The sequence below is a fragment of the Bradyrhizobium sp. SZCCT0153 genome (assembly GCF_018129995.1).
In the GTDB taxonomy this organism is placed as follows: domain Bacteria; phylum Pseudomonadota; class Alphaproteobacteria; order Rhizobiales; family Xanthobacteraceae; genus Bradyrhizobium; species Bradyrhizobium japonicum_G.
Genome location: NZ_JAFCKS010000012.1, coordinates 23,303 through 38,564, shown reverse-complemented (window position 1 = coordinate 38,564; position 15,262 = coordinate 23,303). Strand labels below are relative to the sequence as shown.

The window sequence follows — 15,262 nt, the reverse complement described above, 5'->3', positions numbered from 1 at the left end:
GGCCCATCGCTTCGTCCGAATGGTCCGCTTTGGCATCCATCCCCCACTGTCGGGCGGGCGGGAAGAATATGCAATCCCCACCGGACATCTTCTTGATTTGGCCGGCCGGCTTTGCTGGAATAGCCACAGCAAAGGTGCACCAATGAAGTGGATCAGGGAACGCGACGAGCTGATCGCGCAGACGATGGCTTTCGTCCAATCGGTAACCGGCAAAAAGGATGACCTCCATCAGCTGGGGATCCCGACGGCTGCACCCGCCGCGCCGGTGGAGATCGTCTCCGCCAGGTCCGTCGATACCAAGTCCGTCGATACGAAGTCCGTCGACGAGTCCGAGCGGCCCGCTCCGCCGCCGCAGCCCTCGCTTCTCCCACCGCCGCGCGCGGGCTACGACTTCCGAACCGAGATGCAGGCCCGCATCGCCAATTTCCGCAAGCATCAGGAACGGTTCGAGCGCGAGCGCGAGGAATATTGCGCGGCCACCCTGACCAAGCTGCGCGCCGCCATCCTAGATGTCTCGCCCGGCCCGCCGGCCGAAAAGTAGAGCCGGACCGCCCGCCAGGGCCTACAGCCAGGACCACACCAGCCAGAGATTGGCCGCGCAGGCACCTAACAGCGCCAGCGTCAACGGCAGGAGCATGTGCCCGCAGGAGGTTTTCAGGTCGCTCGTCATGGCCGAAAACATCCGCTGATTCCGCCAAATGAGTCCCGGGGATTCTTTTTTTCGGGATTCAGGAGTCGTTAAGGACTCATAACCCACGCACTCCTGATCACGGCCGCGTGATCGGTCCGCCGGCCGGAACCCCAAGCCCTTTGAAGTCGTTAAGGGGCTTTCCGGGAGCGGGAAGAATGCCCTACGCCCTGTTCTGCAACGACGCCCAGATCAGCAAGGCCTATCCAAGCGAGTCCGACGTCTGGAAGATCGCGCAACGGAGCGGTCTGGTCGTGGACGTCATCGCCGACGACGACCGCGCCGGGCCACGCCGGGTGCTCGACAATGATTATGAGATCAAGCCCTGCCGCGCCGCGCAGGGCGAGGACCCCGCCAAGAACAAGGCCGAGGCCGATCGCCAGTCCCGGGTGGAGCTTGAGCTGAATTCGTAGGATCCGGCCCGAAGCCGGAAGTCAAAGCCGACGGGGGCTCAGGGCGTCGCGGTCGCCAGCGAGGCCTGCTCGCCCGCCAGGGCCACGCAGGCCTTCCGCCGGTGCAGCCCACGGATCGCGCCGGTGACCTTCAGCACCTTCCCGGAGGGACAAGAGGCGTCCTTGACGAAGGCCACCTCATAGGGTGCCAGCATCAGAGGCTCGATTTTGAGGATTGTTTGGGCAGAACACGGCAGAGAGACAAAGCACAAGACCACCACTGCCGACACCAAGATACGCATGTCCGTCGTCCCACCAGCCCGGTTCTCATATAACGCGTTCCGGAGCGCGAGTTCCGTAAGCGGCAAAAATTATTTTTGCTTTACCCAAGCTCCATGACGCGCGTGAGAAAGCGCGCGCCGGAACGTTTGCTTGCAAATGACGCGCCAGATGGTTCACGCAATACAAACAGACGGCTGGCAAACCGGGCGGCAAGCCAAAGGCCGGTGTGAGCCGGCCTTTGGCAGATCGTGGTCGCTGGCGACGCGTCAGTAGCGCGATGCTGCCGGACCGCCCCAGCCGAAGCGGTAGTTCACACCGACCTTGACGGTATGTTCGTCCTCCCGGCCGCGAACGCCGATGACATCGGGCGGACCGGAGGTGGAGGTGAAGGTCGTGCTGCCAAAGTTGTAGTACTGGTATTCGGCCTTGGCCGACCAGCTCGGCGCAAACATGTACTCGAGGCCGGCGCCAACGGTATACCCGTCCTTGCTGTTGCCCGTGGTGGTGAATGTCTGCGGCACGCCCGCGACGTTGACGCCCAGGCTGTTGTTGCGCCAGGCGTAACCGCCCTTGGCGTAGACCAGCGCCGGTCCCCAGGTGTAGCCGATGCGGCCGGTCACCGAACCGATCTGATCGGTGTTGGACGTTACCTGCGTACCCAGCGGGAACGTGACGCCGTTGTTGTTGGTCGGCAGCCAGGAATACTGGGCCTCGATGCCCACCACCCAATTGGGCGCGAACTGATAGTCGAAGCCGCCCTGGACACCCCCCAGGAAGCGCGCGTCGCTCGACTGGAAGGTGCCGTCGCCGGCGAAGGCGCCGCCGACATGGCCGCCGATGTAGAAACCGGTCCAGTTGTAGATCACCTGAGGCGGCGTATAGGCCGGAGCCTTGGTGTAGGTGCGCGGCTGCATGTCGGCTGCTGCGGCCGGCGCCGCCAGCACAAGCAGGGCAGCTGCACCCAGCAAAATCGTTTTCATCATCATCCCCGTTCTTTCAATTACGACACTCAGGAAACAACGTGGCGTGAATTGGGTTGCTTCGCGGCGATGCCGGAACGTTGATCGTTCGTGACTGTGACGGAGCGGCAACAACGCGATTTTGTTCCATCACGTGGCCTTGTGCCGACTCATTTTGTCGTCCGCCCAAAACCTGCCGTAACAATTTGTCGCAAGGTCAAATCACCCCGTTCAAGGCTCGCCGAAATGTGATCCACGGCGCCGGCGGCCTCTGTCCTACCACCAGGCGATGAAGGCGGGCTTTGCGCTACCGCGTCATCTTTTCCAGTTCCGGAAAGGGTGCGTAAACCGCGCCCGCGCACTGCTCGCTCGTGCGATCGGCGACGCGGTCCGCCCGGCCGTTGACGAAGATGACCGCGCGCTCCCGCATGGCCTTGTAGGTGCCGTCAGTCTCGCGTGGCGTGAAGTGCAGGCAGCTGACGTAGAACTGCCGGCCGCCAACCTCGCGCAGCACCGGTTCGGCCATGCCGGCGTCCCGCACGCCGACGGGATTGTTCAGATAGCTGCGCATCAGGGCCAGCGTATCGCTGCGGAAATTGTCGGGGAACGGCTGTGGCCCGCCGGCCTGCGTCCCCTCCATCAGGGTTGGACGGTCCCCGTCGCTGCCGAAACATGCCGCGAGCGCCAACGGCAATACCAGGATCAATGCCAAGCTCACCGCACGTTTAGCCAATCGCCCCACCGGTCGCGCTCTCCGCTCAATCAGACTCGGAAGACGTTCTAGCCCCAAGGTTGCGGGAAGGGAATTCGCTCCTGCCGGCAGGGCTCGCGCACAACGCACCGGCCCGCCGCCGACGTCCGCTTTCGCACGGGCGCCGAGACGACGGGTCGGACCTGAATCCACACACGGCGGCGGGCAATGGGATGCCGCCGCGCGGGATCAGGCGTTAGCTGCGCTTCTCGACGGTCGCCGGCTTGGTCACGTCCGGCTGCGCCTTCGGCGACTTCTTGGCCGACAGATGCTTGTGGTGATGACGGTGCGCGCGCACGGTCTTGTGCTCGTCGGGCGTGACCGCGGCATTGGCGTTCATCGCCTTCGACTTGGTATCCACCTTGGCGTCAGCCTTGACGCCGGCGTCGGGTTTCGCGGCGGTGGTCGACATCTTGGCCTGGCTCTGGTCCGCCTTGATCACCGGCGCGGTCGTGGTGGTCTTGCCGGCCTCGGCGGCGAAGGCCGGAGCTGCGATCACGGAAACTGCGAGCAAGGCTGCGGAAATGGTCTTCAACATGGTTCGTCTCCTCTTGGAAGGATCTTGAGGCGGGCGCCCTCTCGCCTACCCTTCGATCGTAGGTCGGAGCCTAGAGGGCACGCACTGAACCCAATCTGAAGCCCGCAGCAGGCTTCCGTTCATCTGGATGACAAGTTTGTCATCCGCCCGCAGGGCGAATAGGCCGGGATGCCGGGAATGTTTTTGCCCGACGGGTGTTCCGGTCTTTGGGCAATCGTGTAGGATCGCCACGTTCCATACGGGAGAACTTAGATGCGCAAACTCTCAATGCTTCTTGTGCCGGGACTTGTCGCCGTGTCGTTGGCAGCGGCGCCGGTGCTGACCAGCGCTTATGCCGCGGGCAGCGACGAGCCCTCTTCGCCACCGAAATCCGATACCTCGACCAAGAAGGGCAAGAAGAAGAGCTCCTCCATCAGCGATCCCAAATTCCTCGCGGCCTATCGCACCGCCTACACCACGATCTACGACAGCCACGACTACACCGGCGCGATCAACCAGTTGAAGTCGCTCAAGCGTGACGACGTCGCCGACGTCGCCAATTTGATCGGCTACTCCTATCGCAAGCTCGGCGACTACCAGTCGTCGAAGGTCTATTACGAGCTGGCGCTGAAGGACGATCCGAACCACGTCCGCACCTGGCAGTATTACGGCCTCTGGCAGCTCGAGCAGGGCAACCGCGAACAGGCGCAATATCATCTGAACAAGATCGCCTCGCTCGCCGGCGCCGACAGCTCCGAGTATCGTTCGCTCGCCGCCGCGCTCGACAAGCCGACCGGTGCGACCCTCGTCTACTAGACGTCACATCTTCGAACGAAGCGAACGGGCACAACCTCGGGGTTGTGCCCGTTCTGCTTTCTCGGCTAGCCTCTCGCATCAATCTTCTCGCAAATTGGTGCGCAATGGACCCGTGGCTGCGATCCGCGATCGACTACATCGGCTCCTGGATCGAATTCCAGTTAACGACAATCCAGCAGCCGGGCGTCATCGTTGCATTCGCCCATCGCGGCGAGGTCGTCGCCGAGCATGCGTTCGGCCTCGCCAATCTCGACACCGGCGAGAAGCTCACCCCGCGCCACCGCTTCCGCATCGCTTCGCACTCCAAGAGCTTCACCGCCGCCGGAATCGTGAAGCTGCGCGAGCAGCGCAAGCTCAGGCTCGACGACACGATCGGCCAATATGTCGGCGGCCTGCATCCCCGCGTCGCCGAGACGACGATGGCACAGGTGCTCTCGCACAGCGCGGGACTGACGCGTGACGGCGCCGATTCCGGCCAGTTCATCGACAGCCGTCCCTATCTCGACGCCAAGGAGCTGCTCGCAGAGCTGAAGCAACCCACCGCGATCGAGCCCGGTACGCGCTTCAAATACTCCAATCACGGTTTTGGCCTGATCGGCCTCGTGATTGAAGCGGTGACGAAAGAGCCCTACCCGGTCTGGATCAGACGCGAGATCATCGAGCCCGCAGGGCTTCGCGAGACCGAGCCGGACGCTCCGCTGCCCAAAGGCGCGGCTTTCGCGCGCGGCCACACGCGAAAAGTGCCGCTGGGAGAGCGATGCGTCATCCCCGGCGACAATCCCGCGCATGCCATGGCGTCAGCCGCGGGCTTCGTCGCCACCGCCGGCGACACGGCCCGCTTCTTCGCGCAGCTCGCCCCCAATGCGAAAAAGAGCGTGCTGTCGGTCGCGAGCCGCCGCGAGATGACGCGAAACCATTGGCGCATCCCGCAAACCTTCGAAGGCTATTACGGCCTTGGCGTCAACGCCGGCAAGACCGAGGGCTGGGATTGGTTCGGCCATGGCGGCGGCTTCCAGGGTTACATCTCCCGGACCTGCTCCATCCCGTCTTGCGAGCTCGCGATCAGCATCCTCAGCAACTCCATCGACGGCGCGGCGCCGTTCTGGATGGATGGCGCGATGCAGATCCTGCGCGTCTTCCAGAGCCGCGGCGCACCCGCCCGGCGCGTGCGCGACTGGACCGGACGCTGGTGGACGATCTGGGGCGCGAGCGACCTCGTGCCGATCGGCAACCGCGTGCTGGTCGCCAATCCCCAGTTCAACAATCCGTTCATGGATGCCGCCGAGATCGAGGTCACCGGCCGCGACACCGGCACGCTCGCCTGGGCCGCCGGCTACTCCAGCCACGGCGAGCCGGTGCGCCGCGTGCGCGACCAGCGCGGCAAGGTCAGCGACATCTGGATCGCCGGCGCCAATGTGAAGCCGGCCAAAGTCGTCGCGCGCGAGATCGCGCGGAGATATCCGCCGCGCAAGCGTCGGCCTACTCCCTGATCAGCGCCTCGACCTCGCTCCGGAACTCCTGCCGCGAACCGTCGCGCGAATAGAACATGTGGCCGCCGGGATAGACGACGAACTTGACCCGCTGGGTCGCGAAGGCCGGCAACTGGTCGAGCACGCGCTTCGATCCGAAATACGGCGTGGCAAGATCGAACAGACCGTGCGCGACCAGCACGTTCAGCTTCGCATCCGTCGCGAGGATCTGGCGCAGCTCGGAGACCGACTGCGGCGGGTTGATGCCGCGGCCGAAATCCCAGTGGCCTTCGACAGCGCCGTTCAGGACCTCGTAGGAGCCGTCCGGCCGCCAGTTGAGCCTGCGCGTCAGCAAATCGACCGCGGCACTCGTCAGCGGCGCCTGGAGCGCATCGCCCGAGGGATCGCCGAACCGCGAGCTGCTCGAATCCGGATAGGGGTCGTAGCCGCGCACCGAGGCGTCGTAGCGTCCAGTCACCTTGCCCTGCTTGCGGTCGAACTCGCGGCGGAATTCACCGACGTCGAAGCGGCCGGCAAGCCGGCGGCTCACCGCCTGGTCGATGCCGGTGAGCCCGGCGACCTTGTCCGCGAGGCGATTGGTGGCCTCCTTGTCGGCTTCGCCCTTGACGAGGTCGACCAGGAATTCGCCGCGCGCATAGGCCTCGACGTCGGCGAGATCGGCGCGCTTCACAGGTCCCGTGACCAGTCCTTTGGCTTCACGCGCGACCGCCACATAGCTCGGCAGCGTCGCGACATATTGCAGGAGGCTGGTGCCGGTGAACTCGCGGAAGTCCAGCAGCGGCGACACCAGGATCAATCCCCTGACACCGACGCCGTGCTGGATCTGCAACTGGCGCACCACTTTCGGCCCGCGAATGCCGCCGTAGCTTTCGCCCGCGACGTATTTCGGCGAGGTCAGCCGATCGTGCTTCTCCAGCCAGCGGCGGATCACCAGCGCGATCGAATTGACGTCGCCGTCGACGGAGTAGAACGATTTTCGCGCGTCTTCGCCGCTCGCGACGAAGCGGCTGTAACCGGTGCTGACGGGATCGATGAAGACGAGATCGGTGAAGTCGAGCCAGGTCTCCGCGTTCGGCTTCACCTCGGGCGAGGCCGACGGCGACAGAGCCTCGCCATCGAGCGGCAGCCGCCACGGACCCGCAGCGCCGAACTGGAGCCATGCCGAGGAGGCGCCAGGCCCGCCGTTGAACAGGAACGTCACCGGACGCGTCGCGCGGTCGGCGCCGTCGAGCTCATAGGACGTATAGGCGATGTCGGCGAGCGGCTCACCCTTGCCGTCAAACACGCGGATAGAGCCGGCGGTCGCGGCGAAGCTGAGGGTGCGGCCGGGCAGTTCGAGCGTCTGCTTCGTGGTCGAATCCGGGGGGAGACGATGCAGCTCGGCGGCCGACGATGAAGTCGGTGCCGCGTTTTGCGCGCCGCCGCCACGTCCGCCCTTTTGTCCGGCTGACGCGGCCGCCTCGGCGCGCGGCTGCGGCGGATCGTCCGCGTGCGCAAATCCCGCGAGGGCGAAAGCCAATACCGCCAGCACCAGGGTGGCGCGGCGGAGCATGCTCGTGACCATGTTCGTTCTCCCTGCCCGGCTGCGAGAACCGGTGCGGATCGTAAGGCTAGCGCAGAATTGCGACTGTTTGGGGGATCGCCGGTGCTGCGGCGCCCAGAGCGGCTCATCGGGCACAAATCGGCCCGGTTCTGCTCCTGAATCGGGATGGGCAGTCGCCCGTTTGCCTTGACCGGTGGTCATCCTCGACAATCGAGGCCCAGGTCGTATAGACGAGCGCGGCGGAACTTTCTCCAGCCAGCGGCCCTGCCCGGAAGCCATGACAAAGCCAGCGCGATACGACCGGATCGCCTTCGTCGCCAGCCCGAGCAGCGAGGCCCAAGCCGCCTTCGGCCAGCTCACCAGGGACTTCGGCAATTGCGACCCGAAGCAAGCCGACGTCGTCGTCGCGCTTGGCGGCGACGGGCTCATGCTCCAGACGCTGCACCAGAACATGCACTCGGGAAAGCCGATCTACGGCATGCACCGCGGCACCGTCGGCTTCCTGATGAACGAGTACTCGACGGTCGACCTTCGGGCCCGGCTCGAGGCGGCGCAGGAATCCGAAATCCACCCGCTCCTGATGCGCGCGACCGACGTCAACGACCGCGTCCATTTGCATCACGCCATCAACGAGGTCGCCCTGTTCCGGCAGACCTACCAGGCCGCGCGCCTGCGTATCCTGATCGACGAGCGCGAGCGCATGTCCGAGCTGATCGCCGACGGCATCATGGTGGCGACGCCGGCCGGCTCGACCGCCTACAATCTGTCGGCCCAGGGCCCGATCCTGCCGATCAACGCCGCTCTCCTGGCGCTGACACCGATCAGCGCCTTCCGGCCGCGCCGCTGGCGCGGCGCGCTGCTGCCGAACACCGCCTATGTCGTCATCGAGGTGCTGGAGGGCGACAAGCGGCCCGTGGCGGCGGTCGCCGACCACGACGAGGTGCGCGACGTCCGTCGCGTCGAGGTGCTGTCCGACAAGACCATCTCGATGCGCATGCTGTTCGACCCCGGTCACAGCCTGGAAGAGCGCATTCTGCGCGAGCAGTTCGGTTCCTGAGCGCCTGGCCAGGCGGCCAATCGCAACCCTTCATTAACTCCCGGCGAGATATGGTTAACGAAACTTGACCGCTTCGGCCCGGGCTCAATGTTCCGCATCGATTTCAACAAGCTGCGCTTCCTCGTCTGTGACGACAATCCGCACATGCGCCGCATCCTGCGGACGCTGCTGCATTCCTTCGGCGCGCGCGAAGTCTACGAGGCCGAGGACGGCGCGACCGCACTGGAAATGTACAGCCATTACGTGCCCGACATCGTCATCACCGACTGGGCGATGCCGATCTTCGACGGGCTCGAGCTCGCGCAGATGATCCGGCAGCCGGAATCCAAGGGCAATCCCTACGCGCCGATCATCATGCTGACCGGCCATTCCGAGAAGCGCCGCGTCACGGTAGCGCGCGATGCCGGCGTCACCGAATTCCTGGCCAAGCCGATTTCGGCCAAGGGACTCTACCAGCGCATCCTCAACGTGGTCGCCAGTCCCCGCCCCTTCATCAAGACCAAGACCTATTTCGGCCCGGATCGGCGCCGCAACACCAACTCCGCCTATATGGGCCCCGAGCGCCGCGTCGGCGAAAAGCACGAGGTGCTGCAGCAGCCCTCGCTGCTCGACAAGGCCCGCTCCTCCATCTAGCGCAACGTCTCTCACGATCGAGGCCGACATCATGGCGAAGAACAGCGCAAGGGACATCGAGGTCACGGCCTTCGCCACGCATCAGGTCATCACGCAGCCCAACCCGCTGCGCAAGGTCATGCGCCGAGTCGAAGAGAAGGACATGGACGATCCGGTCGGCCGCGCCGAGCAGGCGCTCGCGGGCCTCTCCAGCGAGTTCAAGGACTGGATGGCGACCGAGGTCGCCCGGCTGTCGGCCGCCTACGTCGCCGTCCGGCACGACGGCTTCAGCAAGGACAGGCGCGACGAGCTGTTTCGCGCCGCGCACGACATCAAGGGCGATGCCGCGACCTTCGGCTACCCGGCGGCGGCGGGAATTGCCGAGAGCCTGTGCCGCGTCATCGAGCACGCCCCCGACCTCGAGAAGGTGCCGGCCGAGCTGTTCACGCACCACATCAACGCCATCCTCGCCATCGTGCACGAGAACACCAAGCTCGACAGCATCAGCGTCTCCGCCGAGCTCAGCCGTCGCCTGCGCAAGGTCGCCGACGACTATCTCGCCCACGTCAATCGCGACCGCCCCGAGCATCTCGAGGCGATCCTGGCGCCGAGCATCGTGCCCGCGGCATAAGGGCCCGACTTTCTCCTCGCGTCGTTACTAGCGTAGCGAAGCAATCCGGACTGTCCCCACCGAGGGATTCTGCATTGCTTCGCTGCGCTCGCAATGACGGAGTTTGTATCTTCCGGCCTGCCCCATCGCAGACTTTGTATTATGCCGCGATCAGATCGCCGTATACCGGGTCGATCGCCTCGTCCGCGGCGAGCTCGTCGCAGAACAGCCTCGCCTCGTCGCGCGCGGATTCGGTGGCGAAGCGGCGCAGCAGGACCATCAGCGGTTCGGTCGCGCCGTGGTCGGTCTCGCAATGGGTGAGCACGCGCTCGACCATGCGGCGGCGCAGTCGCGCCGCGCCGTCGTCGGTATCGACAAAACCTTGCTCGTGGCAGGCATCGAGCGCGACCTGGAACGCCGCAAACGTCGCCTCGGGAAGGCCGGCGCGTCGGAGCAGCGCGTGCAGGCTGCTGCCGCCGCGATCGTGCAGCAATGCGGACACGCGCGCCAACGGCAGATCGGCGAGTTCGGCCAGGGCCGCGTCGAACAGGTCGAGATTACTCGACAGCAGCGCGCGCAGGATAAGCCCCGCGGTGAGCTGGCCGGTGATGCGCAGGTGGCGCACCAGACCCTGCATGTCTTCGCCGCGCGAGCGCGCCGCGATGTTCATGGTGGAGCGGTCACGCGCCTCGATCGCTATGCGCTCGGCCCGATCCGCGCTCAGCCAGTTCCGCGCCACGACGAACTGCGCCAGTGTCTCGGAGAGTTTTGCCACCAGCGCGGCGCGCGTGGCAGACGGCAGATCCTCCAGCACCAGCATCGCCTCGCGGATCGCGGCAAGATGGCCGTGACGCTCGACGATACGGTCCCATGAGAACGGCGCGAGCTCGGCGTGGGGATTTTCGATCAGCTCGAGCGCAGCCGCCGCGCAGCCGACTTCGGCGATGGCGGCGCAGACGGAAACCGGTAGCGCGATGCGGCGCGCGACCGCGCATTGCACCTCGTCGTTGCCGGTCGCGACGATATCGACGAGATCGGCGTCGATCAGCAGCGGAGAATGTTCGAGCACGGGCAGCGCGACGGTCGGCTGGTCCGCCGACAGCGCCCGCACGATCGATGCCGGCGCGTCGGTGCTGCGCGCGAACGCCTCGGCCATCGCCTGCCGCACCAGCGGCGAGGGATCGTCGAGCAGCATCAGCAGCGCGCCTTCGGCGGCGATGCGGTCGTCTGTGGAAAGATCCGAGATCAGCCAGGCCCGGGCCAACGCCCGTGTTGCCTCGGCCCGCTCGCCGGCGGGCGCCGTCCTGATCCAATTGATGAACTGCCGAACAATCATGGGGCTTCCGGCTTACGCAACCCAACGAAAACGGTGACGGCTTGTCACCCGCAACACAAAATAAACCACGACGCTTAACAAAGCGTTCACCATAACTGGCTGGTTTTATTGACGTTTTGTTAAGGGAACAAAAGCGCTTTCACTGGCCCGGCTCGGTCCCGCGGTGCCTGCGAGACGAGAGCATGGACTAGCTTGAGAACGTCCCGCTGCGATCGCTGAAGAGATCGAGCGGCTGCGGCGGCCGCACATCCGGCGTCGCTGATGCGGCCGCGGTGAGCGAGGCATTGTTGCCCCACAATGTCTGCACGGTCGTCGAGACCGGCTGCGTGGCATCGCCGGGCTGATAGATCGAGCGAAACGCCGGCGTGCTCGGCGCATTGTCCGCGACCGTCGTCGACGACACCGCGCTGACGGGCGTCACGGCGCGCGTGTTCGGAAAGGTCTGGAGATAGGCGGCATTGTCGATCACCGGCGCTGCAGGCTGCACGCCGTTGGCACTTGCGACCTGCGTGGTCGACGGAGCGCCGCCGTACATGGCCATCGCGCTTCGGGTGGTTTTCGAATTTGCCGCACTGGCGTAGCGCGCGTCCAGCACCGAATAGACCTCGGACACGCTGCGCGCGCGGCCGTCCTTGGCGTAGAAGATCGAGCGATTGGCGGATGCAGCGTTGGGAAACAACCGCGCGCCGACCGCTTGCGGATTGTCCTCGGCATTGGCGATCAATTTCGCCGCGCCTCCGACGCCCATGAAATGCGCCATGTAGAGTTCGCTGTCGCTCGGCCTGCGGCCGAGCAGCCCGGTGAGCTTGAAGCTGTTCGACTGCGTCAGCGCTGCCGCCATGCTGGAGGCCGCTTCCGGGTCGTCGCGCAGCTTCATGATCGACCGCTTCATGGCGGGATCATCGACGGTGTAGCCACCCGACGAGGTCCTGGAGATGGCGTCGGAATAATTGCCGTAGCCGAGCTGGGTGCCAGCCTCCTTCACCGTGCCGAGCCAGGTCTGGTCGATGAACTGGTAGAGCCCGTGCGCCGACGAGGTAGTGGCTCCCGCCGCGGCATCGAAATCCGATTCCATCTTGGCGGTGGTCAGCATGTACTGGAAGCTGACGCCGGTGATGTTCGAGGCCTGCTTGATCGCACCGGCGACGCGGGCCCGCGACGGATCGAGAACCGCCGTCTGAGAGGCACTGGAATTGTCGACCGACATGATGAAGTGCCCGCCCCGCGCGGCGTTGAGAGCGCCGGCAATTCGGCGCCTGTCGTCTCACCGTGGGACAGGTATGGTTAATGCGGGGTTAACTCGGCTCTCGCCCCCGTTCCGGGCGCTCGAAGCACGAACCCGGATGACGGCAGGGCTATTTCTTGTAGACCACGTCCGGATCGAACAGCCTGCCCGCATCGACAAAGACAAGCCTGGCACCGCCGCCATCAGCCTCGACCTTGCGATAGAAGCATGACCGGCGCCCGGTATGACATGCCGCGCCGATCTGCTCGACCCGTAGCCAGACTGCATCCTGGTCGCAATCGGTGCGGATCTCGACCACGCGCTGGGTCTGACCCGAGGTCTCACCTTTTCGCCACAAGGCATTGCGCGAACGGCTGAAGTACCAAGCTTCGCCGGTCGCAATCGTCTTGCGCAGCGCCTCATCATTCATGTGGGCAACCATCAGCACGTCGCCGGTAGCGACGTCGGTCGCAACGACCGTCACGAGGCCGCTTGCGTCGAACCGCGGCAGGAAGGAAAGCCCTTCCTCGGTCTCATGGGAGTGAGCGGACACAGTAACCTCGCCAATTTATTCGCGAGGTCAGCGCTGCAGGCCTCGCACGAGGGACAGGAAGCGGGCCTGCTCCGCCGGATTGTCGCGGAACATTCCGGTGAATCGGCTGGTGAAGGTGGAGGCGCCATGCTTGGCGACGCCGCGCACCGACATGCAGGTATGCTCGGCTTCGATCAGCACGGCAACGCCGCGGGGCTTCAGCACCTCATCAATGGCGGCCGCGATCTGCGCGGTCAGATGCTCCTGGGTCTGGAGCCTGCGGGCGAAGATGTCGGTCAGGCGGGCAAGCTTGGACAGGCCGACCACGCGTTCCACCGGCGTGTAGGCGATGTGCGCCTTGCCGTAGAACGGCATCATGTGATGCTCGCACTGCGAGGTGAACTCGATGTCGCGCACCAGCACGAAATCGTCGTAGCCGGCGGTCTCGCCGAACGTGCGGTCGAGCACCTCGGCCGGACACTGGTGGTAGCCCTGATAGAGTTCGTCGAAAGCCTCGACCACGCGACGCGGCGTGTCCAGCAAGCCTTCGCGCTGGGTGTTCTCGCCGATATAGGCGAGCAGCGTCTTGACCGCCTGCTCGGCTTCGGCGCGCGCGGGGCGCGGCTGGTCGGCGCGGACGGCGGCGGCGAGGAATTCGGCAGGATCAAGCTCCGCGGGGCGGCCCTCGGTCTGCTTGTCGGAAGGTTTGTTGGGGCGGATGGATTTGATTGCAGCGTCCATATCGACTCCGTTCGACGGCCTTGCGGCCGGAGTGTCACCGGCAGACGGGGCGGCGAAGCCGCCGGACGCCTGAACAGAACAATATCGGCGAAAAAGGCCTGCTGGTAACGCCAGCCGCGAGGTTCTGGATCACCGCCGGCACGCCGCTGGACTGTTTTTCCGCCAGTTCCGTCCCTATATAGGACCGTGGACGCCGCCCGCCAAGGCCGATCGGGCGAGGAAGTGCTGGACTCCATCACATGCTGAACGACATCTATAACAAGCGGATCATCGAGCTGGCCGGGAATATTCCGCGCCTCGGGCGGCTGTCGGATCCCGACGCCACTGCGACCGCCCACTCCAAATTGTGTGGCTCGACCGTGAAGATCGACCTCAAGATGGAGGGCGACAGGGTCACGGACTTCGCGCACGACGTGAAGGCCTGCGCGCTGGGACAGGCCTCCTCATCCATCATGGCAAGTCACGTGGTCGGCTCGACTGCGAGTGAACTCCGTGAGTTACGCGAAACCGTTCGCAAGATGCTGAAGGAGAACGGCTTGCCTCCTCAAGGCAAATGGGAAGAGATCAAGTTCCTCGAGCCGGTTCGCGACTACAAGGCGCGCCATGCCTCGACGCTCCTGACCTTCGATGCCGTGGTCGATGCCATCGGCCAGATCGAGGCGAAGGCCAGGCAGCCGGCCTCGGCACAAAGCTGATTCCGGGGGCGTCGCTTCACAGCGACCGAAAATGAAATCAGGGGTCTGAGGCTACTTCTGGGACGCTGCACCCGGCGTCGCCACCACGCCACCCGTCGGCACCAGGGCTTCCGCCGTCTTGGTCGACTTGGCCGGCTGCTCCGGTTCCGAACCGAACCTGGCCTGCGTCTTCGGTGCAAGCTCCACCATGGCCGGGGCGGAGATATCCACATGGGGCAGCACGTCGGCCACGAGATCGGTCGTCACGAGATTGGTGAGCTTGAGCTCGCCGGTGTCGAGCTCGTGCAGATCTTCCCACGGCGGGATGCTGAGCGCGAGCGACAGCAGGTCGCCGGCGCCGCCCATGTCGAAGGTGTATTTGGCAAGCCGGCCGATGTCGCGCTCAACGATCATCAGGTCCTGCGCGCTGTAGCTCGCCGCCTTGGCGTCGTCGGCGCGATCGCCCATCCAGATCTGGTGGACCCGCACATGCGCCGCCTCCGGCACGTAGCGCTTCTTGCCGGCCAGCAGCAGGAACACGCACATGGATTCGCAATAGGCCTCAGGCGCGACCGCCGCACGGACCGTCTGCCCGCCGCGGCTCTGAACGCTGACCCCGACCGTGGTCAGAAGTCCGAGATTGCGGAAGCGGCGGCCGAGCGTGATGGCGTCGTTGACGGAACCGCCGCTGGAATCGAGCACCACGGTGGCGCCGCCGAGCTGGCGTCCACGCGAAAACTCCTCGAAATCTCTGGGCGTATCAGCGGTGATGATGCCGACCGCGCTGACCCAACCGCGGCAATTCGGCTCGCAGGCGATCCAGTTGAACTTCATCGGCAGCTTGCGCTCTTCGAGGGCAGCACCGGCTCGGGCTGACGACCCGAGTGTCGCGACGGCGCCAGCCAACACGACTCCACAAGCGGCGGTTCCCACCAGCAACCAGCCGCGAAGATTGAGCGACTTCAGAAGTTTCAAACTGGTCCCTTCCCCAAGCCCCAAGCTTTAAGCCCAAGCCTTTAAGTTCGAGCCGATTCAGG

The 15,262-nt window shown here is 65.1% G+C and carries 18 protein-coding genes; 8 read left to right on the top strand and 10 right to left on the bottom strand.

What is annotated here, in order from left to right:
• The first annotated feature begins 142 nt into the window (after positions 1–142).
• Entirely contained in the window at positions 143–541 is a 399-nt protein-coding gene (locus JQ572_RS32245; protein WP_211386935.1) for a hypothetical protein, read from the top strand.
• A gap of 305 nt (positions 542–846) precedes the next feature.
• The gene (locus JQ572_RS32240; protein WP_211386870.1) at positions 847–1,101 is read left to right on the top strand and encodes a hypothetical protein; all 255 of its coding nucleotides are present in this window, start codon (positions 847–849) and stop codon (positions 1,099–1,101) included.
• Between the two features lie 38 nt (positions 1,102–1,139).
• Here the strand turns inward: JQ572_RS32240 and JQ572_RS35470 are convergent, their stop codons facing one another.
• From JQ572_RS35470 to JQ572_RS32220, 4 genes are all read right to left on the bottom strand, one after another.
• Positions 1,140–1,382, bottom strand: a complete 243-nt coding sequence (locus tag JQ572_RS35470; protein WP_211386869.1) for a DUF6719 family protein — start codon at positions 1,380–1,382, stop codon at positions 1,140–1,142.
• A gap of 246 nt (positions 1,383–1,628) precedes the next feature.
• Complete coding sequence (locus tag JQ572_RS32230; protein ID WP_211386868.1) at positions 1,629–2,342, bottom strand: outer membrane protein; 714 nt, start codon at positions 2,340–2,342, stop codon at positions 1,629–1,631.
• Positions 2,343–2,628: 286 nt separating this feature from the next.
• On the bottom strand, positions 2,629–3,024 hold the full coding sequence (locus JQ572_RS32225; RefSeq protein ID WP_211386934.1) for a hypothetical protein: 396 nt from the start codon (positions 3,022–3,024) through the stop codon (positions 2,629–2,631).
• Positions 3,025–3,268: 244 nt separating this feature from the next.
• The gene (locus JQ572_RS32220) at positions 3,269–3,610 is read right to left on the bottom strand and encodes a His-rich protein BRANT (protein WP_211386867.1); all 342 of its coding nucleotides are present in this window, start codon (positions 3,608–3,610) and stop codon (positions 3,269–3,271) included.
• A gap of 252 nt (positions 3,611–3,862) precedes the next feature.
• Here JQ572_RS32220 and JQ572_RS32215 point away from each other — a divergent pair, with 252 nt between their 5' ends.
• On the top strand, positions 3,863–4,405 hold the full coding sequence (locus JQ572_RS32215; RefSeq protein WP_211386866.1) for a tetratricopeptide repeat protein: 543 nt from the start codon (positions 3,863–3,865) through the stop codon (positions 4,403–4,405).
• Between the two features lie 104 nt (positions 4,406–4,509).
• Complete coding sequence (locus tag JQ572_RS32210; RefSeq protein ID WP_211386865.1) at positions 4,510–5,895, top strand: serine hydrolase domain-containing protein; 1,386 nt, start codon at positions 4,510–4,512, stop codon at positions 5,893–5,895.
• Here JQ572_RS32210 and JQ572_RS32205 read toward each other — a convergent pair.
• Positions 5,885–7,459: a S10 family peptidase gene (locus tag JQ572_RS32205; protein WP_211386864.1), complete on the bottom strand. Its 1,575-nt coding sequence runs from the start codon at positions 7,457–7,459 to the stop codon at positions 5,885–5,887. The two genes, JQ572_RS32210 and JQ572_RS32205, sit on opposite strands and share 11 nt — an antisense overlap.
• A gap of 256 nt (positions 7,460–7,715) precedes the next feature.
• Here JQ572_RS32205 and JQ572_RS32200 point away from each other — a divergent pair, with 256 nt between their 5' ends.
• The 3 genes from JQ572_RS32200 (at position 7,716) to JQ572_RS32190 (ending at position 9,738) form a co-directional block, all read left to right on the top strand.
• Complete coding sequence (locus JQ572_RS32200; protein ID WP_211386863.1) at positions 7,716–8,495, top strand: NAD kinase; 780 nt, start codon at positions 7,716–7,718, stop codon at positions 8,493–8,495.
• Between the two features lie 87 nt (positions 8,496–8,582).
• Positions 8,583–9,128 carry a response regulator gene (locus JQ572_RS32195; RefSeq protein ID WP_008133731.1) on the top strand — a complete coding sequence of 182 codons (546 nt, stop codon included), beginning with the start codon at positions 8,583–8,585 and terminating at the stop codon, positions 9,126–9,128.
• Positions 9,129–9,159: 31 nt separating this feature from the next.
• Positions 9,160–9,738 carry an Hpt domain-containing protein gene (locus tag JQ572_RS32190; protein WP_211386862.1) on the top strand — a complete coding sequence of 193 codons (579 nt, stop codon included), beginning with the start codon at positions 9,160–9,162 and terminating at the stop codon, positions 9,736–9,738.
• A gap of 139 nt (positions 9,739–9,877) precedes the next feature.
• Here JQ572_RS32190 and JQ572_RS32185 read toward each other — a convergent pair whose 3' ends face one another.
• The 4 genes from JQ572_RS32185 to folE form a co-directional block, all read right to left on the bottom strand.
• Entirely contained in the window at positions 9,878–11,053 is a 1,176-nt protein-coding gene (locus tag JQ572_RS32185; RefSeq protein ID WP_211386861.1) for a DUF2336 domain-containing protein, read from the bottom strand.
• 187 nt (positions 11,054–11,240) lie between these two features.
• Positions 11,241–12,302, bottom strand: a complete 1,062-nt coding sequence (locus JQ572_RS32180) for a lytic transglycosylase domain-containing protein (RefSeq protein WP_211386933.1) — start codon at positions 12,300–12,302, stop codon at positions 11,241–11,243.
• Between the two features lie 106 nt (positions 12,303–12,408).
• A complete protein-coding gene (hisI, locus tag JQ572_RS32175) occupies positions 12,409–12,831 on the bottom strand; it encodes a phosphoribosyl-AMP cyclohydrolase (RefSeq protein WP_211386860.1) in 423 nt (140 codons plus the stop codon).
• A gap of 27 nt (positions 12,832–12,858) precedes the next feature.
• Positions 12,859–13,551, bottom strand: coding sequence for a GTP cyclohydrolase I FolE (folE, locus tag JQ572_RS32170; RefSeq protein ID WP_211386859.1), 693 nt, complete (start codon positions 13,549–13,551; stop codon positions 12,859–12,861).
• Positions 13,552–13,790: 239 nt separating this feature from the next.
• Here folE and JQ572_RS32165 point away from each other — a divergent pair, with 239 nt between their 5' ends.
• Positions 13,791–14,246 carry an iron-sulfur cluster assembly scaffold protein gene (locus JQ572_RS32165; RefSeq protein WP_211386858.1) on the top strand — a complete coding sequence of 152 codons (456 nt, stop codon included), beginning with the start codon at positions 13,791–13,793 and terminating at the stop codon, positions 14,244–14,246.
• A 51-nt stretch (positions 14,247–14,297) separates the two neighbouring features.
• Here JQ572_RS32165 and JQ572_RS32160 read toward each other — a convergent pair whose 3' ends face one another.
• Entirely contained in the window at positions 14,298–15,200 is a 903-nt protein-coding gene (locus JQ572_RS32160) for a COG3904 family protein (protein ID WP_211386857.1), read from the bottom strand.
• Between the last annotated feature and the right edge of the window lie 62 nt (positions 15,201–15,262).